This window comes from Streptomyces sp. NPDC021212, from assembly GCF_044332925.1.
In the GTDB taxonomy this organism is placed as follows: domain Bacteria; phylum Actinomycetota; class Actinomycetes; order Streptomycetales; family Streptomycetaceae; genus Streptomyces.
Window position 1 is genome coordinate 22,720 of record NZ_JBIRPZ010000006.1, and the last position, 21,249, is coordinate 43,968.

2 protein-coding genes are annotated in these 21,249 nt (G+C 74.1%); both read right to left on the reverse strand.

Features of this window, described 5'->3' with window-relative positions:
• Window position 1: 1 nt before the first annotated feature.
• Complete coding sequence (locus ACH4SI_RS17340; protein ID WP_398296595.1) at window positions 2-1,300, reverse strand: MFS transporter; 1,299 nt, start codon at window positions 1,298-1,300, stop codon at window positions 2-4.
• On the reverse strand, window positions 1,297-21,246 hold the full coding sequence (locus tag ACH4SI_RS17345; protein WP_398296596.1) for a non-ribosomal peptide synthase/polyketide synthase: 19,950 nt from the start codon (window positions 21,244-21,246) through the stop codon (window positions 1,297-1,299). Before ACH4SI_RS17345 ends, ACH4SI_RS17340 begins: the two co-directional genes overlap by 4 nt.
• Window positions 21,247-21,249 lie beyond the last annotated feature (3 nt).

Genomic DNA, 21,249 nt, shown 5'->3' on the forward strand with positions numbered 1-21,249 from the left:
CTCAGGCCGCCGCCGGCCGGTTGCCGGCCGGGGGGTTCGGGGACAGCCCGCGCAGGGTCGGGCTGACGGTGGCGAGGACGGCCGCGGCGGCCATCCCGGCCGAGCACACCAGGATCGCCCGGTCGCCCGGCAGGGCCTGGGCGAGCAGGCCGCCCAGCGCGGGGCCCGCCGCGCCCGCGGCCCCGCAGGCCAGGGCGAGGACGCTGGTGAGCCTGCCGCGCAGCTCATCGGGGGTGCGCAGCAGCTGGTCGGTCATGATCGCGGTGTTCGCGGTGGGCGGGAACAGCGCCATCAGGGCGAACAGCGCCCCGGTCGCATAGCCGCTGTGCACGAATGCGGCGACCGGGGTGAACAAGGTCAGCGCCCAGAACACCGCCACGATGGCCCGATAGGCGCCGAGGCGGCTGTGGAGCACGGGAGCGGCCAGCGCGCCGAGGACCCCGCCCACCCCGAGCATGGCCGCCATCACCCCGACCTCCCCGGAGGGCACCCCCCTGGTTCCGGCGAGCACGATGACGACGAGGTAGAAGGCGCTGAAGAACAGGTTCAGCACGACCGCGCACAGGATGGTGACCCGGATCCGGCGCTCCTGCCACACCCACCGCAGGCCGGTCAGCATGTCGTGGACGAGCCTGCCGGGTGGCGCGGCGGGCCGCTCCCGCTTCGGCAGCCGCAGGAAGAGCAGCGCGATGAAGGAGAGGGTGTGCATGACGGCGTCGGCCAGGAAGGGGACGAAGCGGCCGGCGGCGAACAGGAATCCGCCGGTCGCGGTACCCGAGAGCTGCCCCATCGACGCCCGCGCCGTGTTCATCGAGACCGCCGCCGGCACCTGCACGGTGTCCACCAGCACTGGCAGCGCGGCGTTCTCCGCCGGTTCGAAGAGGGCGGCGGCGGCCCCGAACACCGCGGCGACGGCCACCATGTGCGGCACGGTGGCCGTGTCGCTCCACACCGCGATCACCAGGCTGATGGCGGACACCGCCTGGGCCGCCTCACAGCCGAGCATGAGCGCCTTGCGGTCGTACCGGTCCACCAGAACACCGGCCGGCAGCCCGGCCACCATCTGCGCGGCGGCGATCGTGCCCATCACCAGACCGGAGGCGGCGCCCGAGCCGGTGAGCGCCAGGACCAGGAGCGGAAACGCGATCATCGACGCGTGGAACCCGAACTCCGACAGCGCCTGGCTGCCCCACAGCAGCCGGTAGCCGCGATTGCGCGACAGGGGCACCGGCGGGGCGGCGCGGTCCTCGGTCGCGGTGCCCGCCACGTCGCGCGCCACGTCCCCGGGCTCCCCGGTCATACGGCACCACCCCGGCAGTCCTCGGCGATGCGGCGCAGCGCGTCGGCGAAGTCCGCGGCCACCGCCGCCACGGTCGACTCCTCATGGACGCCGGGACGGTAGTACCAGGTGAAGCCGAGCCGGCCGTTCTGCACCGCGCCCACGACCTCCAGCAGATGCGATCCGCCCTCGCGGGGGTCGTGGTCCTGGCCGAAGGAGCCGTGCTCGGCGTGGACGAGGCCGTCCTTGGCCTCGGCGGACCGGGCGTCCCACTGGCCGAGGTAGTTGAACACCACCTGCGGCCCGGCGCCGGTGCCGGTCAGCCGCTCCCGTATCGCGTCCGTGCCGAAGGTCCGCAGCGCCCCGAAGCCGAAGCCGTTGCCGGGGACGGCCCGCAGCCGCCGCCTGACCGACTTGACCAGGCCGCGCCAGTCGGTCGGCGTGGCGTCCTGAGCGGCGGGCAGGTCGAAGGAGACCGGGTACATCGTGGTGAACCAGCCCACCGTACGGGAGAGATCGGCGCCCTCGATGACGTCCTCGCGCCCGTGGCCCTCCAGCTCGACGGAGATCCGCTCCCGGCCGGTCCAGCGCGACAGCGCCAGCGCGAGGGCGGCCAGCAGCACGTCGTTGATGCGGGTGCGGTAGGCGGTGGGGGCCGCACGCAGCAGCGCCTCGGTGTCCGCCTCGTCGATCTCCACCGGAACCGCCCGGGTCTCGGCTCCCGGGGCGTCCGCCTCGTGGTCGACCGGCAGCGGCCGCGCGTCCAGCGCGGCGGCCCAGTGGTCGGCCTCGTGGTCCAGGGCGCCGTCGGCGACCTGCTCGGCGAGCTGCCGGGCCCAGTCCCTGAACGAGGTCGTCTTGGGGCCGAGGTCGACCGTCTCGCCGCGCACGCTCTGCTGGTACGCGGCGTCCAGGTCGTCCAGCACGATCCGCCAGGACACCCCGTCGATGACCAGATGGTGGGCGGTCAGGAAGAGGAAGGGCCGCCGGTCGTCGCCGAACCGGAAGAGCGCGGCCTTCAGCAGCGGACCGCTGCCGAGATCGAAGCCCGCGTGCAGGGCGTCGGCCGTCTTCTCCATCGCCGCGTCCGCCTCGTGCCGCGGCAGCCCGGACAGGTCGTGCCGGTCGAGGACGGCTCCCTCCTCCGGCTCCGGGTTGTACTGATGCCACTCGCCACCGTCTTGTGCGAACCGCATCCGCAGCGCGTCGTGGTGGGCGAGCAGGGCGGCCAGCGCCCGTTCCAGCGCCGCTTCGTCCAGCTCCTGGTCCAGCTCCAGCAGGGTGGACTGGTTGAAGTGGTGCGGGTTGACGGTGTGGGTGGCGAAGAACCAGCGCTGGATCGGGGTGAGCGGAAGGTCTCCGGTCACCGGCTCCGCGCCGCCCTCGTCCCGTTCCGTCGTCGCCACCGCGGCCAGGGCGGCCACCGACTGATGGGTGAAGAGATCCTTGGTGGACAGCCGCAGCCCCGACTGGCGGGCGCGGGAGACGACCTGGATGCTCAGGATGGAATCCCCTCCGAGGTCGAAGAAGTTGTCGTCCACGCCGACCCGGTCGAGGCCCAGGACATCCGCCCAGATCGCCGCGATCCGGCTCTCCATCGGGGTGCGCGGCGCAACATGGTCCGCGCCGGGGGCCGGTGCGGGATCCGGATCGGGCAGGGCACGGCGGTCGACCTTTCCGTTGGGGGTGAGCGGCAGCTCCTCCAGGGTGGCGAACGCCGACGGCACCATGTGGGGCGGCAGCGTCCGGCCCAGGAAGTCGCGCAGCGAGGCGGCGGTCGGCGCGGTGTCCCGCGCCGGAACCACATAGCCGACCAGGCGCTTGAGCCCCGACGGGTTCTCGGGCGTGGGCCCGGTGTCCCGTACGGCCACCACCGCCTCGCGCACCTCGGGGCTGCGCCGCAGCGCGCTCTCCACCTCGCCCGGCTCGATGCGGAACCCGCGCACCTTGACCTGGTCGTCGGCCCGGCCGACGAACCGCAGCTCGCCGTCGGCGGTCCAGCGCACCACGTCGCCCGTGCGGTACATCCTCCCGCCAGCGGGGCCGAACGGATCGGCCAGGAAGCGGGAGGCGGTCAGCCCCGGGCGGCCCAGATAGCCGCGCGCCAGCCCGGCCCCGGCCACGTACAGCTCCCCGGCCACGCCCACCGGAACCGGGCGCAGCGCGGAGTCCAGCACATAGGCCCGGGTGTTCCGGATCGGCCCGCCGATCGGCGGCGCCCCCGAACCGGCGGTCAGCGGCCCGGACCAGGTGCTCACGATGGTCGCCTCGGTCGGACCGTACGAGTTGATCATCCGGCGTCCCGGGGCCCAGCGGTCCACCAGTTCGGCCGTGCACGCGTCACCGCCGACGATGAGCGTGCGCAGGTCGGGCATGCCCGCCTCCCGTGCCGCCTCCGGCACGGTGGCCAGCGCCGCCGGGGGGATGAGCGCATGGGTGATCCGTTGCTCGGTCAGCACCTGGGCCAGCCGCTCGCCCAGCAGCGGTCCCTCCTCCGCGACGACGAGCGCCGCACCCCTCGGCAGGGACGCGCACAGCTCCAGTACGGAGGCGTCGAAGCTCGGCGAGGCGAACTGCAGGAAACGGTCCCCGGCCCGGACGCCGTAGTGTTCGGCGGCGGCGGCCGAGAAGCTCGCCAGCCCCGCGTGGGTGACCACGACCGCCTTGGGTTTCCCGGTGGACCCGGAGGTGTAGATGACGTACGCCGGATGGTCCGGTGTCAGCCCCTGGACGGCCGGCGGGTCGGCGGGGCCGTCCCCGGCCCACACCGACGCCGGATCGTCCAGGACCACCAGGGGCTCGGCGTCCCGCAGCATGAACGCCACCCGCTCCGCCGGATAGTTGGGGTCGACCGGCAGGAACGCGCCGCCCGCCTTCACCACCGCCAGCTGGGCCACCACCATCTCCACCGACCGCGGCAGCACCAGCGCCACCAGCTTCTCCGGCCCCACGCCGCGCCCGGTCAGCCGGTGCGCCAGCCGGTTCGCCGCCGTGTCCAGATCGGCGAAGGTGAGCGCGCCCGCCCCGGACGCCACGGCCGTGGCGTCCGGGGACACCGCCGCCTGCCGCTCGAACAGCTCGGCCAGTGTGGCCGGGGTCGCGGGGTGTCCGGTGGCGTTCCACTCGACGAGGGTGCGTCGCAGCTCGGCCGGGGTGGCGAGCGGCAGCGCGCCCACCGCCCGGTCCGGGTCGTCGGCGATGCCGGTGAGGAGCGTGACGAGGGCCGCGCCCATCCGCTCGGCGGTGGACGCGTCGAACAGGTCGGTGCTGTAGCTGATCAGCCCGCGCAGTACGCCCCCGTCGGCCTCGGCGAACTCCAGCGTGAGGTCGAAGCTCGCGGTGCTGGTCTCGGGGGCGATGTCCTCCAGCGCGAGACCGGGCAGGTCCAGCGGCCCGCCGGGGATGTTCTGGAGCACCACCATGGCCTGGAACAGCGGTGTCCGGCTGGTGTCCCGGGTGGGCTGCACCTCGTCCACCACCCGCTCGAACGGCACGCTCTGGTGGGCGAACGCGTCCAGGACGGTGCCGCGCACATCGGTCAGGAGGTCGGTGAAGCCGCGCTCGGGGTCGACCGAGGAGCGCAGCACCAGGGTGTTCACGAAGAAGCCGATCAGATGCTCGACCTCGGCGCGCTCCCGCCCCGAGGTGACCGTCCCGACCGTGATGTCCTCCTGGCCCGACAGCCGGGCCAGGAGCACCTGGGCCGCCGCCACCAGCGTCATGAAGAGGGTGGTGCCACGGGCCTGTCCGTACTCCTTGAGGCGCCGGTTCACGGCCGCCGGCACCTCGAACTCCGCCGTCGCGCCGTGTCCGCTCCGCACCGCCGGACGCGGCCGGTCGGTGGGCAGCTCCAGCGGCTCCACATCGCGCAACTGCCGCTTCCAGTAGGCCAGTTGCTCATCGGCGTACGGGCCGGACAGCTCGGCCCGCTGCCAGGCCGCGACATCGGCGTACTGCACCGGAAGCGGTGGCAGCACCGCCGCGTCGCCACTCGTCGCCGCCCGGTACAGCTCGCGCAGATCGCCGATGAGCACACCGGTGGACCAGCCGTCGGTGATGATGTGGTGCAACGTCAGCGTGAGCGCGTGGTCCTCGGCGTCCAGCCGGATCAGCCCGGCCCGCAGCAGCGGGCCGCGCCGCAGGTCGAACGGGCGCTCCCGCTCCCGCGCCAGCAGCTCCGTCAGCTCCGCCTCCCGCCGGTCGGCGGGAAGGTCCGACAGATCGTGCCGGGCGAGCCGGACCGGGGCGGGCTCGTGGACGATCTGCACCCCGCGCCCGTCCACCGCGTCGAAGGTGGTGCGCAGCGACTCGTGCCGGGCCACCAACGCGGTCAGGGCGTCCTCCAGCGCCGGGACGTCGAGGGTGCCGCGCATCCGCAGCGCCAGCGGGGTGATGTACTCGGTGCTGTCCGGTGTGAAGGAGTCCAGGAACCACAGCCGTTGCTGGGGGTAGGACAGCGGCAGCTCCGCGTCCCGGGGCACGGGTGTGATCGGCGCAGGGCCCCCTTCCGTACGGCCGCTCGCCTCGGTGAGGGCGGCCGCGAGGGCGGCCACCGTCGAGTGGGTGAACACCAGCCGGGGCGACACCTCCGCCCCGAACGCCTCCCGCAGCCGCGAGGTGAGCCGGATGCTGAGGATGGAGTCGCCGCCGAGTACGAAGAAGTCGTCCTCGGCGCCGACCCGTTCGGCCCCCAGCACCTCGGCCAGAATGCGCGCCGTGCGCCGCTCGGCCTCGTCCCGCGGGGCCACATAGGCCGCCCGGTCCGGGGCGGGCCCCGGGGCGGGCAGCGCCGCGCGGTCCAGCTTGCCGTTGCGGCTCAGCGGCAGCGCGTCCAGCACGACGATGGCGGACGGCACCATGTAGTCCGGGAGCCCGGCCGCCACATGGGCACGCAACTCCGCGCCGTCCACGCCCGCTTCGCCCCCCGGCACCACATAGGCCACCAGCCGCTTCACCCCGGGCCGGTCCTCCCGGGCCACCACCGCCGCGTCCGCCACCCCGGAGTGCGCGGTCAGCGCGCTCTCCACCTCGCCCGGCTCGATCCGGAAGCCCCGGACCTTCACCTGGTGGTCGGCGCGGCCGACGAACTCCACCGTGCCGTCCGGCCGCCGCCGCGCCAGGTCGCCGGTGCGGTACATCCGCTCCCCGGCGGGCCCGTACGGATCGGCGAGGAAGGCCGCCGCCGTCGCGCCGGGCCGCCCCAGATAGCCGCGGGCCACGCCCTCACCGGCGACGAAGAGTTCCCCGACGACACTCGGCGGGACGATCCGCAGCCGCGCGTCGAGAACGTACACCCGCATGTTGTCCAGCGGCCCGCCGATCGGCACCACCTCGGGCACCTCGCCGGCATCGGACATGGGGAAGGTGGTCGCGAACGTCGTCGTCTCGGTCGGCCCGTACCCGTCCACGACGGTCAGCCCGGGGCAGGCCGCCAGCACCCGGCGCACGGCCGCGGCGGGCACCACATCACCGCCGGTCCACACCTCGCGCAGTCCCGCGAAGCAGTCCGGGGCGTCCTGCGCCAGCAGCCGGAACAGCCCGGCGGTCAGCCACAGGCCCGTCACGTCCTGCTCGGCCACCAGCCTCCGCAGCGTCGCCGCGTCCAGCTCGCCCGGCGGGGCGACCACCACGTGGCCGCCGCGCAGCAGCGGCACCCACACCTCGTAGGTGGCGGCGTCGAAGGCCACCGGCGAGTGCAGCGGCACCCGTTCGTGCCCGCCGCTCGCGAAGGCCCGGTGGAACGCGAGCGCCGCCACGTCGCGGTGGCGCACCCCCACGCCCTTCGGCACCCCGGTCGACCCGGAGGTGAACATCACGTACGCCAGGTTGTCCCGGTCCACCGGTACCACCGGTGGTGTCCGCCGGCCGTCGCGCGCGGCGGCCACGTTCTCGGCGGTCAGCACGACCTTCGCGCCCGTCTGCTTCAGCAGCTCCCCCTGCCGTGCGCCCGGCGCGCGGGAGTCCACCGGTACGTACACCCCGCCCGCCTTGACCACCGCGAGCTGTGCCACGACGAGTTCGGCCGACCGGTCCATGAGCAGCGCCACCCGCTCCTCGGCCCGCACCCCCGACTCGGCCAGAACCGCGGCCAGTTGGCCGGACCACGCCTCCAGGTCGCGATAGCTCAGGGCGGTGGCGCCGTCGGTGACGGCGATGGCGTCCGGGGTCCGCGCGGCCTGCTCGGCGAACAGCTCCGGAAGCGATACCCGGGGCAGCGGCCGGGAGGTGTCGTTCCCCTCCCGCACCGCCCGGCGCTCCTCGGCCGCGGTCAGCAGCCGCAGATCGTCCAGGGTGCGCCCGGCGCCGTCGGCGATGCCTTCCAGCAGCGTCCCCAGATGGCGCGCCGCCCGCTCGGCCGTCGCCGCGTCGAACAGCGCGGGGTCGTAGGCGATGTCGAACCCGAGCCGGTCGCCGAGATAGGCGCGGCAGACCAGGGGGAAGTTCGTGGCGTCCTCGGCCCGCACCTCCCGGATGGCGATCCCGGCGCCGGACGCCGACTCCTCGTCGAACGGGTAGTTCTCGAAGACCACCATGGAGTCGAACAGCCCCTCGGCGGCGGGCAGTTCGCTCAAGGACTGGATGCGGGCGAGGGAGACGAAGTCGAAGCGGCGGGACTCGCTCTGCTGGTCCTGGAGCTCCCGCAGCCACCGCACCACGTCGGTGTCGCCGTCGGCCACGGCCCGGGTGGGGACCGTGTTGATGAACATCCCCACCATCGTCTCCACCCCCGGCAGCCCGTCCGGGCGGCCCGAGGCGGTGGTGCCGAACACCACGTCGCTCTCGCCGCTGTACCGGGACAGCAGCAGCGCCCAGGCGCCCTGCACCACCGTGTTCACGGTCAGCCCACGGCCGCGGGCCGTCTCGCGCAGCCGCGCGGACACCTCCGGGGTCAGCTCCAGCCGGGTCAGCGCGCCGGAGGTGGCGCGGTGCGCCTCCCGGGGCGGCCGGTCGTACGGCAGCGACGTACGGGCGGTGAACCCGGCCAGGACGTCACGCCAGTGCCGCTCGGCCCGCTCCTGGTCCTGCTCCCGCAGCCACCGCAGGAAGTCGCGGAACGGGCGGCGCGCGGGCGGGCTCACGGTGCGGCCCTCGGTGAGCGCCGCGTAGTACTCGCACACCTCGGCGAAGATCTGCCCGGTGGACCAGCCGTCCAGCATCAGATGGTGCGAGGTCCACACCAGCATGACCTCGTCGTCCGTCAGCCGCGCCACCGCGATCCGGGTCAGCGGGGCCGCCGTCAGTTCCATCCCGGCCGCCCGGTCCTCGGCGAGCAGCCGCTCCAGCGCGGCCTGCCGCCCGTCCGGCGAGAGGCCACGCCAGTCGAGCCGGGCGGTGGGCAGTACGGCATGCCGGCGCACCACCTGGACGGGCTCCTCAAGGCCCTCCCAGCGGACCTCGCTGCGCAACACCGGCGTCCGGTCCACGACCCGCTGCCAGGCGGCGGCGAAGGCGTCCGGGTCGGCGATGCCGCCGATGCGCAGCGCGATCTGGTCGAAGTAGGCGCCCCGGGTGTCGACCAGGCCGTGGAAGAGCATGCCCGCCTGCAACGGGGTCAGCGGGTAGATGTCCTCCACGTCCCGGCCGTCGCCCGCGATCAGGTCCACCTGGTGCTGGTCGAGCCGGGCGAGCGGGAAGTCGGAGGGGGTACGGCCGCCCGCGCCGGGCTCCGCGCAGTGCGCGACGATCTCCCGCAGCGCGGCGATGACGTCCTCGGCGAGGCGGCGCACGGTCGCCTCGTCGTACATCAGGGTCGGGTACGTCCAGCCCAGCTCCAGACGGCCGCCCTGGACGGCCCCGGTGACCTCCAGCAGATACGTACGGGCCTCGCCGTCCGGCGCGTCCCTCCCCGTCGAGGGCAGGGCGGCCCGGTACAGGCCGGTGGCCTCGTCGGCTGCGGCGACATCCCACTGGCCGTGGTAGTTGAACCCGATCTGCGGCGCCGGACCGGCCCGCAGCCGCTCGCCCGCGGTGGGGGAGAGGTGGCGCAGCGCACCGTAGCTCAGCCCGCGGTGCGGGACGGCGTGCAGCTGCTCCTTGACGGACCTGAGCGTCTGCCGCCAGTCCGCGCTCGACGCGACGGTGAGCGCGAGCGGGAACTCGGCGGTGAACCAGCCGACCGTGCGGGAGAGATCCAGCTCCTCGAACAGGTCCTCGCGGCCGTGGCCCTCCACCCCGATCAGCACGGTGTCACCGCCGGTCCAGCGGGCCAGGCTCCGGCCGAGCGCGCTGAGCAGCACATCGTTGATCTGGGTGCGGTAGACGTCCGGGACGTCGCGCAGCAGCGCCTCGGTCTCGGCGCGGCCCAGGCGATACGTCACCGTGGCCGCCGTCTCCTGGGTGTTGGCGCCCTGCCGGTCGACGGGCAGCGGCGCGGGCGCGATGCCCGCGGTGCGCGTCCAGTACTCCAGGTCGCCGTCGAGCCCGCCGGAGCGCACGTGCTCCGCCAGCCGGGCCGCCCAGTGCGTGTAGGCGCTGCTCGCCGGGGGCAGGGCGGGCGTGGCTCCGGCCACGGCCTGGTCGTACGCCGTCTCCAGGTCGCCGAGGAGGACGCGCCAGGAGACGCCGTCGACCACCAGATGGTGGACGGTGATCAGCAACTCGGGCGGCCGCTGGGGACCGTAGTCGAACAGCAGGGCCCGCAAGCCGGCGCCCTCGGCGATGTCCAGACCGGTCTGGGCCGCGACCGTGGCCTCGCGTACCGCATCCGCCTGTGCTGCTTCGCCGAGGCCGGACAGATCGTGCCGTTCGAGCAGCGGCCCGGGCGCGGCGGGCAGGACCTCCTGCCGCCACTCACCGTCGACGACGAGGAACCGGGTGCGCAGCGCCGCGTGGTGCGCCACAGCCGCGTCCACCGCCCGCCGCAGCGCGGCCTCGTCGAGGTCGTCGGTGAGTTGCAGCCGGTGCGTCATGGTGAAGTGGTGCGGATCGCCGGGCCGCCGCCCGTCGAGGTACCAGTGCTGGATCGGGGTCAGCGGCGCCGGGCCCGCCGGCGGACCGGCCGGAGCGGGCTCCTGCGCCGGGGCGGCCCCGATGGTCACCGCGAGTTCCGCGATGGTCTGGTGGCGGAAGATGTCCTTGGAGGTGATCCGCAGTCCGGCCTGGCGGGCGCGGGAGACGATCTGGATGCTGAGGATCGAATCACCGCCCAGGGCGAAGAAGTTGTCCTCCACCCCGATCCGCGGGGTGCCGAGCACCTCGGACCACACGCGCGCGAGCACGGTTTCCGTCTCGGTGCGCGGCGCCACATACGCGGTCTCCGCCTCCGGCTGCGCGGGCGGTGCGGGCAGCGCCCGCCGGTCGACCTTTCCGGCGTCGTTGCGGGGTATCCGGTCCAGCGTCACGAAGGCCGCCGGGACCATGTAGTCGGGCAGGGCCCGCTTGAGCAGGGCGCGCAGTTCCACCGCGCCGGGCGCGGCGTCCAAGGCGGTGGCCACGAGGTAGCAGACCAGCCGCCGATGGCCGGTGTCCTCCCGGGCCACCACCACGGCGTCCTCGACCGCCGGATGGTCCAGCACGGCGGCCTCGATCTCGCCCGGCTCGATGCGGAAGCCACGGATCTTGACCTGCTCGTCGGTGCGGCCGAGGAATTCGAGCACCCCGTCCGCCGTCCAGCGGGCACGGTCGCCGGTGCGGTACATCCGGGAGCCGGGCGGGCCGTACGGGTCGGGGACGAAGTGGCGCGCGGTCAGCCCCGGCCGGCCCCGGTAGCCGCGCACGACCTGGGCACCGGCCAGATGCAGTTCGCCCGGCACTCCGGGCGGTACAGGGCGCAGCGCCCCGTCCAGGACGTACGCCCGCAGGTTGTGACCGGGGCGCCCGATGAGCGGCCGGTCCCCGAGGTCGGCGAGGCGCCCGTACACCGCGTCGACGGTGCACTCGGTGGGCCCGTAGAAGTTGTACGCGGCCACTCCGGGCACCGCGCGCAGCTCCCGCCACAGCGCCGCCCCGAGCGCCTCGCCGCCCACCATGACGATCCGGGGCCGGTGGTGGCCGTCGAACAGCCCGGCGGCCATCAGCTCGTGCAGATACGAGGGGGTGAGGTCGAGGAAGTCCAGCTCGCGGGCGCGGATCAGCTCCACCAGGGCGGCCGGGTCGAGCCGTGCCGCGTCGTCGATCAGATGCACCTCCTGGCCCGCGGCCAGGAACACGGCGCCCTCCCAGGAGGTGTCGAAGGAGAAGGCGGCGGTCAGCGCCGAGCGCAGCGGACGGCCCGCCTCGACGGCGTGCGGCCCGATGAGCCCGGCCACGTGATCGTGGCAGAGGTTGACCAGCTGGCGGTGTTCGACGGCGACACCCTTGGGGCGGCCGGTGGACCCCGACGTGTAGTTGATGTACGCGGTGTTCGCTGGGCGCAGCGGGGAGAGCCGGTCCCGGTCGGTGGGGTCGGTGGCGGGCAGGTCGCCGAGGGGCGCGTCGCGCAGCGCCTCGGGGGTGAGGACGACCTCGGGGCCCGAGTCCTCCAGCAGGAACCGGACGCGCTCGGCGGGCAGTTCCGGATCGACGTACAGATACGTGCCGCCCGCCTTGAGGACCGCGAGCTGGGCCACCAGCAGGTCGGCGGTGCGCGGCAGCCGGACCGCGACCACCTTCTCGGGACCGGCGCCGAGCGCGATGAGATGGTGGGCCAGCCGGTTGGCGCGGGCGTTCAGCTCCGCGAAGTCGTAGGTGGCGTCGGGGGCCACCAGCGCCGTGGCGTGCGGGGTGCGGGCGGCCTGCTCCTCGAAGTGGCGCGGGAAGGTGGTGTCCGCCACCGGCAGCGCGGTGTCGTTCCAGTCCTCCAGCACGGTGTGGCGCTCCCGCGCGGTCAGCAGCGGGAGTTCGCCCACCGGACGGCCGGGGTCCTCCGCCACCGCCTCCAGCAGCAGCCGCAGCTGGTCGGCCATCCGCCGCACGGTCGCCGCGTCGAACAGATCGGTGTTGTACTCCACGAAGCCGGTCAGGGCGCCCTGGTGTTCCACGAAGTCGAAGCCGAGGTCGAAGGCGGCGGTGCGGCTCGGAATGCGGACGGGCTCCACGGCGAGCCCGGGCAGGCTCGGCACCTCGCCGCCCAGGTTGTGCAGCGCCACCATCACCTGGAACAGCGGGGTGCGGCTGGTGTCCCGCTCCGGCTGGAGCGTGTCCACGATCCGCTCGAACGGCACGTCCTGGTGGGCGAAGGCGTCCAGGACGGTGTCGCGCACCTCCTGGAGGAGTTCGCCGAACGGGCGGTCGGCGCGCACCCGGCCGCGCAGCACGAGCGTGTTCACGAACATCCCGACCAGGCGCTCCAGCTCGGGGCGTTCCCGGCCGGAGGTCACGGTGCCCACCGCGAAGTCCTCCTGCCCCGACCAGCGGGCCAGCAGCACCTGGCAGGTGGCGAGCAGGGTCATGAAGAGGGTGCCGTCGCATCGACGCCCGGTCTCCCGGAGCCGGTCCACCAGACCCGCGTCCAGGGTGAAGTCCAGCAGCGCCCCGTTCTTGGTCTGCACGGCAGGGCGCGGCCGGTCGGTCGGCAGCTCCAGCGGGGGCAGGTCGGCGAGTGTCTTGCGCCAGTGGTCCAGCTGTGGTTCCACGGTGGCGGCCCCGCCGTCCGGGTCGCGCTGCCAGGCGGCGTAGTCGGCGTACCCCAGCGGCAGCGGGGGCAGTTCGGGGCTGCGGCCTTCGCGCGCCGCGGCGTACAGCTCGCTCAGATCGTCGCTGATGACGGCGGTGGACCAGCCGTCGGTGACGATGTGATGCATCGTCAGTGTGAGGACGTGTTCCTCGTCGTCCAGCCGGATCAGGGACGCCCGCAGCAGCGGTCCGGTGCTCAAGTCGAAGGCGGTGGCGCCCTCGTGCTCCAGCAGCCGCTCCAGCTCCCGCTCGCGTTCCGCGGCGGGGAAGGCGGTGAGGTCGTGACGCGGCAGCTCGACCCGGTACGGGCCGTGGATCCGCTGCACACCACGGCCGTTCACCTCGGCGAACGTGGTCCGCAGCGGCTCGTGCCGGGCCACCAGGCCGTCGAGCGCGGTGCCCAGGGCGCCGATGTCGAGCGGGCCGCGCAGCCGCAGCGCGAACGGGGTCACATACTCGGTGTCGCGGTCGTCGAAGCCGTCCAGGAACCACAGCCGCTGCTGTCCGTACGACAGCGGCAGGTCCCCGCCCCGCGCCACGGCCGGGATCACCTCGCGCGGCGCGGCGCCGTCCGGCGCGCTCAACGCGGCGGCGAGGTCGGCGACGGTGGCATGGGTGAACAGGGACCGTGGCGAGACGTCCGTGCCGAAGGCGGTGCGCAGCCGGGAGGCCACCCGGATGGCGAGGATCGAATCGCCGCCCAAGGCGAAGAAGTTGTCCTCGGCCCCCGCCTCCTCGACACCCAGGACCTCGGCCCACACCCGGGCCACCGTGTGTTCCGCCTCGGTACGCGGGGCGATCCGCTCGGCGCCCGTCGCGAAGCCGTCCGCGCCCGGGGCGGGCAGCGCCGCCCGGTCCAGCTTGCCGTTGGCGGTCAGCGGCAGGGTGTCCAGCGGGACGTAGGCGGCCGGAACCATGTGCTCGGGCAGGCTCCGCCCGAGGAATTCCCGCAAGCATGCGGCGGACGGCGGATCGGTTTCGCGGATGGCCACGGTGTACGCGACCAGCCGTCGCACCCCGGGCTGGTCCTCGCGCGCGATCACCACGGAGTGCGCCACTCCCGGATGCGCGGTCAGGGCGGCCTCGATCTCACCGGGTTCGATCCGGAAACCGCGGATCTTCACCTGGTCGTCGGCGCGCCCCAGGTACTCCAGCTCGCCTTCCGCGCTCCACCGGGCCCGGTCGCCGGTGCGGTACATCCGGCTGCCCGGCGGGCCGAACGGGTCGGCCACGAAACGGGACGCGGTCAGCCCCGGCCGGCGCAGATAGCCACGGGCCAGTCCCGCGCCCGCCACGTACAGCTCGCCGACCGCGCCCGGCGGCACCGGTTCGAGCGCCGCGTCCAGGACGTAGATCCGCAGGTCGGGGATGCCGGTGCCGATGCCGCTGCCGGTGGCGCGCGCCGCGGTGGCGCGGTCGAGCGCGGTGTGGGTGACGTGCACGGTGGTCTCGGTGATCCCGTACATGTTGACCAGGACGGGCGCGGTGTCGGTGTCCGCGTGCCGCGCGTACCAGCCCTCCAGGCGGCGCGGGTCGAGTGCCTCACCGCCGAAGATCACCCGACGCAGGGCAAGCTCGGTCCCAGGGTTTACGGGATTTTCTTGGTCTGCGCGCATCAGCGCGTAGAACGCCGACGGCGTCTGGTTGAGCACCGTCACCCGCTCGTCCGCCAGCAGCCGCAGGAACTCCTCCGGGGAGCGCGAGACGGCGTACGGGACGACCACGAGCCGGCCGCCGTGCAGCAGCGGCCCCCAGATCTCCCAGACGGAGAAGTCGAAGGCGTAGGAGTGGAACAGCGTCCACACATCGGTCTCGTCGAACGAGAACCACTGACGGGTGTGCGAGAACAGCCGGACCACATTGGCGTGCGGGATGACCACGCCCTTGGGCAGCCCGGTCGACCCCGAGGTGTAGATGGCGTACGCCGGGCTGTCCGGCAGCGGCCGGGCGGCGGCCGGGACGGTGGCCGGGCGGCGCCGCAGATCGGCGGCCACGTCCGGGTCGTCCAGGCACAGCCGGGGCACGGCCGTGTCCGTCGCGATCCGCCCGTCCAGGGCGCCCGTCGTCAGCAGCATGACGGGTTCGGTGTCGGCGAGCATATGGGCGATCCGCCCGGCGGGCTGGTCCGGGTCGATCGGCAGATACGCCGCCCCGGTCTTCAGCACGGCCACGATCGCCACGATCATGTCGAGCGAGCGCGGCAGGGCCAGCGCCACGTACCGCTCCCGCGCCGCGCCCCCGGCGGCGAGACGGTGGGCCAGCCGGCCCGCCCTCGCGTCGAGTTCCGCGTACGACAGCGACTCCGCGCCGCAGGTGACGGCGGTGGCGTCCGGGGTACGGGCGGCCTGCTCCTCGAAGAGGTCCACCACGGTCCGCTCCGGCGCGGCCTGCGCCGAGCCGTTCCACTCCACCAGGATCCGCCGCCGCTCCTCGGCCGTCAGCCACGGCAGGGCCCGCAGCGGGCGGTCGGGGTCCGCCGCGATCCCGGTCAGCAGATGGCACAGCCGGTCGGCGAGGGCTTCCGCGGTCCCCGCGTCGAACAGCTCCGGGTCATAGCCGAGGTCGAAGCCGAGCCGGTCGGAGAGATGGGCGCGCAGGCTCAAGCCGAAGTTCGTGGCGTCGGTCGAGTGGACGTCGAGGATCCGCAGCCCCGCCTCGCGCGCCGAGGAGTCGTCGAAGGGGTAGTTCTCGAACGCCACCATGCTGTCGAAGAGCGGCGTACCGGCCGGCACCTCGCTCCAGGCCGACAGCTGGGCCAGCGACACGAATTCGAAGCCCCGCGACCCTGCCTGCGCCACCTGGAGTTCCCGCAGCCACTCGGCGGTGTTCCGGGCGCCGTCGACCCGCACCCGGGTGGGCAGGGTGTTGATGAACATGCCCACCATGGACTCGACCCCGGCCAGCTCCGCCGGGCGGCCCGAGACGGTGGTGCCGAAGACCACGTCGCTCTCGCCGCTGTACCGGGACAGCAGCAGCGCCCAGGCGCCCTGCACGATCGTGTTGACGGTCAGCCCGAGGCGCCGGGTCGCCTCGCGCAGCTCCGCCGAGACCCCGGCCCCCAGCGCCATCGCCACGGTCGCCGAGGACCCGGCCCGGTGGGACTCCAGGGGCTTGCGGTCGTACGGCAGCGGCGTGGGCGCGGTGACGCCGGCGAGCAGCGCCCGCCAGTGCTCCTCGGCCTCCCGGCCGTCCTGCCGGTCCAGCCAGTGCAGATAGTCGCGGAAGGGCCGCCGAGCGGTCAGCGCCGGGCGGTCTCCGCTGGCCGCCGCGGCGTACCGCTCGCACACCTCGGTGAAGACCTGGGCCAGGCTCCAGCCGTCCAGGATCAGATGGTGCGAGGTCCAGATCAGCTCCACCTGGTCACCGGGCAGTTGCACGAGGGTCAGCCGCATCAGCGGCGGCGCCGCCAGATCCAGGCCGAGCGCCAGATCCCGTTCCCGGAGCCGGTCCAGCTCGGCCGCGCGCCGCTCCTCCGGCAACTCCCGCCAGTCGACATGGGTGACGGGCACGGCGGCCCGGTGGCGTACGAACTGCACGGGCCGCTCGACGTCCTCCCACACCACGCCGCTGCGCAGCACCGGGGTGCGGTCGACCGTCTGCTGCCACGCGAGGGCGAACGCCTGCGGGTCGCCCACCCCGGCCAGGGTCAGCGTGGCCTGGTCGAGGTAGACGTCCTTCCCGTCGCCCACCAGGCGGTGGAAGAGCATGCCCTCCTGAAGCGGGGTCAGCGGATAGACGTCCTCGGTCCCGCGCCCGTCACCGACCAGGCGGTCCACGCCCGCCTGATCCAGCCCGGCGAGCGGGAAATCCGACGGGGTACGGCCACCGGCGCCCGGCTCGGCGCAGTGGTCGACGATCTCCCGCAGCGCCGTCAGCATCGCGTCCGCGAGCCGCCGCACGGTGGACTCGTCATGGACCTGGTCGGAGTAGAGCCAGGTCAGCTCCAGCTCCCCGGCGGACACCACGCCCGACACATCGAGCAGATAGGTCGAGTGCTCATCGGCGGCGAGGTCCTGTCCCAGGGTCTCGCCGGTGAGGGTGAAGGCGTCGTCGCCCGGTACGGAGTCCCACTGGCCGTGGTAGTTGAAGCAGATGCCGGGCAGCGGAGCGTCGCGCAGCGCACGGGCGGGGGAGTCCGGCGCGCTCAGATGGGCCAGCGCCTCGTAGCTCAGGCCCCGGCGGGGCAGCGCCCGCAGCTGCTCCTTCACCGACTTCAGGACGGCACCCCAGCCGCCGTCGGGCAGGGTGAGCGCCACCGGGTACTGGGTGGTGAACCAGCCGACGGTCCGGGACAGTTCGACGGTGTCGTCGATCTCCTCCCGCCCGTGGCCCTCCATCGCCACCAGCACCCGGTCGGTCCGTGTCCAGTCGGCGAGCACCCGGCCGAGCGCGCTCATCAGGACGTCGTTGATCTGCGTCCGGTACACCCCGGGCACCCGGCGCAGCAGGGCGTCGGTCGTGTCGTGGTCGAGCCGGACGCGGACCGTGCGGGTGGTTCCGGCGGTGGCGCGGCCCGGGCGGTCCACCGGCAGCTCCGCGCCGCCCGCGCGCGCCACGTCCTCCCAGTACGGCAGGTCGCCGTCCAACTCCCCGCCCAGTACATGGTCGTTCAGCCGGTGCGCCCACCGGGTGAAGGGGGTGCCGACCGGGTCGAGCTTGATGGCGTCCCCGGCGGCGGCCTGCCGGTACGCGGTCTCCAGATCGCCGAGCAGGATGCGCCAGGACACGCTGTCCACGGCCAGGTGGTGCGCGGTCAGGAACAGCCGCGGCCGGGTTCCCGCGCCGCGCAGGATCAGCGCGGCGCGCAGCAACGCGCCCGTGACGAAGTCGAGTTCGGCGCGGGCGGCCTCGGCGGCCGCCTCCGCCGCGGCGCGCAGCGCGTCGCCGTCCAGATCCGACAGGTCGTGGCGGCGGACCAGCCCCGCCACCGGACCGTCGGCGTGCTGGCGCCACTCGCCGTCCTCTTGGACGAACCGGGTCCGCAGCGCCGGATGGTGGGTGGCCACGGCCTCCAGTGCGGCGTTCAGCGCGGTCTCGTCCACGTCGTACGGCAGGTCCACGACCATCGACATGGTGAAGTGGCGCAGCGCGCCGTGGGTGGCGAAGAACCAGTGCTGGATCGGGGTCAGCGGCGCCGGGCCCGTGGGCTCGACAGCGTCGTCGTCCGTACCGGGCGCGGTGCGCGGGGCGATGGCGGCGGCCAGGTCGGCGATGGTCTGGTGCAGGAACACGTCCCGGGAGCTGAGCCGCAACCCGGCCTGGCGCGCCCGGGAGACGGCCTGGATGCTGAGGATCGAGTCGCCGCCGAGTTCGAAGAAGTTGTCCGACACCCCGACCTGCTCGACGCCCAGCACCTCGGCCCAGATCCGCGCCAGCTCCTCCTCCACGGGGGTACGGGGAGCGGTGTAGGCGTGCTCCCGCCGGTCCGCGTCGGACCGCGGGGCGGGCAGCGCCCGCCGGTCGAGCTTGCCGCTCGTGGTGAGCGGCATGGCGTCGAGGGCGAGGAACGCGCCGGGCACCATGTGGCCCGGCAGGGTGCGCCCGAGGGCCGCCCGCAACTCCTGCGTGGTGGGCGGTGTGACGGAGGCGGCCGGTACGTAGTACGCGGCCAGCCGCGCGTGGTCGCGGTCGTCGGTCACGGCGACCACGGCCGCCTCGGCGACCGACGGCAGATCGAGCAACGCGGCCTCGATCTCGCCCGGTTCGACCCGATGCCCCCGGATCTTCACCTGGTCGTCCGCCCGGCCGAGGTAGTCCAGCTCCCCGGTGGCGGTCCAGCGGGCCACATCGCCGGTGCGGTACATCCGGCTGCCCGCGGGCCCGAACGGATCGGCCACGAACCGCGCGGCGGTGAGGCCCGGCCGGTGCGGATAGCCGCGCGCCAGCTGGTCACCGGCGAGATACAGCTCGCCCGCGACCCCGGCCGGCACCGGCTGGAGCCGGGCGTCGAGCACGTGGGCGCGCAGATTGCCCAGCGGCCGCCCCACCACCGGACGCCCGGTGCCGCCGATCCGGGCGGCGAGCGCGTCGATGGTGCACTCGGTCGGACCGTAGAAGTTGTACGCCGTGGTGCCGGGCGCCTCCGCCAGCTCCCGCCACAGCGTCTGGCCGATGGCCTCGCCGCCCAGCATCAGCACCCGGGGCCGGTGCCGGGAGTCGGTGAGCAGCCCGGCCGGGAGGAGCTGCCGCAGATACGACGGGGTGAGATCGAGGAAGTCGATCCGGTGCCCGGCGATGTGGTCCACCAGCGCGGCCGGATCGAGCCGGGTGGTCTCGTCGATGAGGTGCAGCTCATGGCCGTCCGCCAGGAGCAGCAGCCCCTCCAGCGAGGTGTCGAAGGAGAACGACGCGGTCAGCGCGGCGCGCAGCGGACTGCCGCCCGTCTCGGCCACGAAGCCGTGGCGGTGGCCCACCAGCAGGTTCACCATGGCCCGGTGCGACACGGCCACCCCCTTGGGGCGGCCGGTCGAACCGGAGGTGTAGATGACGTACGCGGCGCCGTCCGGGTGCAGCGCGCCGGCCCGGTCGGCGTCGGTGGGGTCGGTCGCGGGCAGCGTGGCGGGGACCGCGCGCATCGCCGCCTCGTCCAGCACCAGCATCGGCCGGGCGTCGTCCAAGAGGAACGCGACCCGCTCGTCCGGGAGTTCGGGGTCGATGGGCAGATAGACGCCGCCCGCCTTGAGGACGGCGAGGATCGCCACGACCATGTCGGCGGTGCGCGGCAGCCTCACCCCGACGGTCCGCTCGGGGCCGACGCCCCGCCCGATCAGCTGGTGCGCCAGCCGGTTGGCGTCCGCGTTGAGCGACGCGAAGTCGTACGTCTCCTCCCCGGCTACCAGGGCCGTCGCCCCCGGGGTGCGGGCCGCCTGCGCCTCGAACACGGCCGGGAACGTCGTCGGCTCCACGTCCAGCGCGGGGCCGTGGCCCCACGCCGCCACCTGCCGCCGCTCCTCCGCCGTCAGCAGCGGGAGTTCCCGCACCGGCCGGTCCGGATCGGTGCTCGCCGCGTCGAGCAGCACCAGCAGATGGCCCGCCATCCGCTCGGCGGTCTCCGCGTCGAACAGCTCGGTGCTGTACTCCAGCAGCCCCCGCAGCTCCGCGCCGTCCTCGACGAATTCCACGCTGAGGTCGAAGGTCGAGGACTGCCGGGGCACATCGACACTCGTCGCCGTCAGCCCGGCCGGGCGGGGTGCGCCCTGCGGGGCGCTGTGGAGCAGCACCATGACGTCGAACAGCGGGTTGCGCCCCGCGTCCCGGCGCGCCCCCACGGCCTCCACCAGCCGCTCGAACGGCGTCTCGTCGTGCGCGAAGGCGTCGAGGACCGTCGTACCGGCGGTGTCGATCAGCTCGCGGAACGAACGCGCCACGTCGACCCCGGCGCGCAGCACCACCGTGTTCACGAAGAACCCGACCGCGCGCTCCAGCTCGGTGCGGCCACGGCCGGACGTAACGGTGCCCAGCGCGATGTCGTCCTGCCCCGACCAGCGCGCGAACAGCCCCTGGCACGCGGCGACCAGCACGGAGAACAGCGTGGTGCGCCGCTCCGCCGCCAGCTCCTTCAGCCGCGCCGCGACCTCCCGGCCCACGGTGAACTCGTGCACCGCGCCCGCCGAGCTGCGCACCGCGGGCCGGGGCCGGTCGGTGGGCAGCTCCAGCGGGACGGTGTCCGCGAGCCGCCCCTTCCAGTAGTCGAGCTGCTTGTCCAGGGTGGCCCCGGAGAGCCGCTCACGCTGCCACACCGCGTAGTCCGGGTACTGCACCGGAACCGGCGGCAGCGGGCCCTGTCCGCCGGTGTCCGGCCCGGCGCCGTACAGCGCGCACAGCTCGTCCTGCAGGATGCCCATGGACCAACCGTCGGTGACGATGTGATGGGCGGTGAGCAGCAGCACGTGCTCCTCGTCCGCGAGCCGGATCAGCAGGGCCCGCAGCAGGGGCCCGGTCCGCAGGTCGAACGGGCGGGAGTACTCGGCGAGGAGCCGTGCCTGAAGCTCCTCGGGGGCGCCGGTGAGGTCGGCCACCGGCAGCGGAACCGCGGTGGCCTCGCGCACCACCTGCGACGGCTGCCCGTCCCCCTCCTCGAAGACGGTCCGCAGCGCCTCGTGGCGCTCCACCAGGGCGTCGAGCGCCCGCGAGAGCGCGGCGGTGTCCAGGGCGCCGGTCAGCCGCAGGGCGACCGCGCTGTTGTAGCCCGCCTCGTCGGGCTGGAGGGTGTGCAGGAACCACAGCCGCGCTTGCGCGAACGACAGCGGCAGTGGCTGGGTGCGGTCCGCGCGGGGGATCCCGGTGCGTCCGGCCTTGCCCGCGAGCCGGCGGCGCAGGGCCTCCCGCATCTCCTCGGGCAGGGCGGAGGCGCGGCTGTTCCTCGAAGACGTCATGTT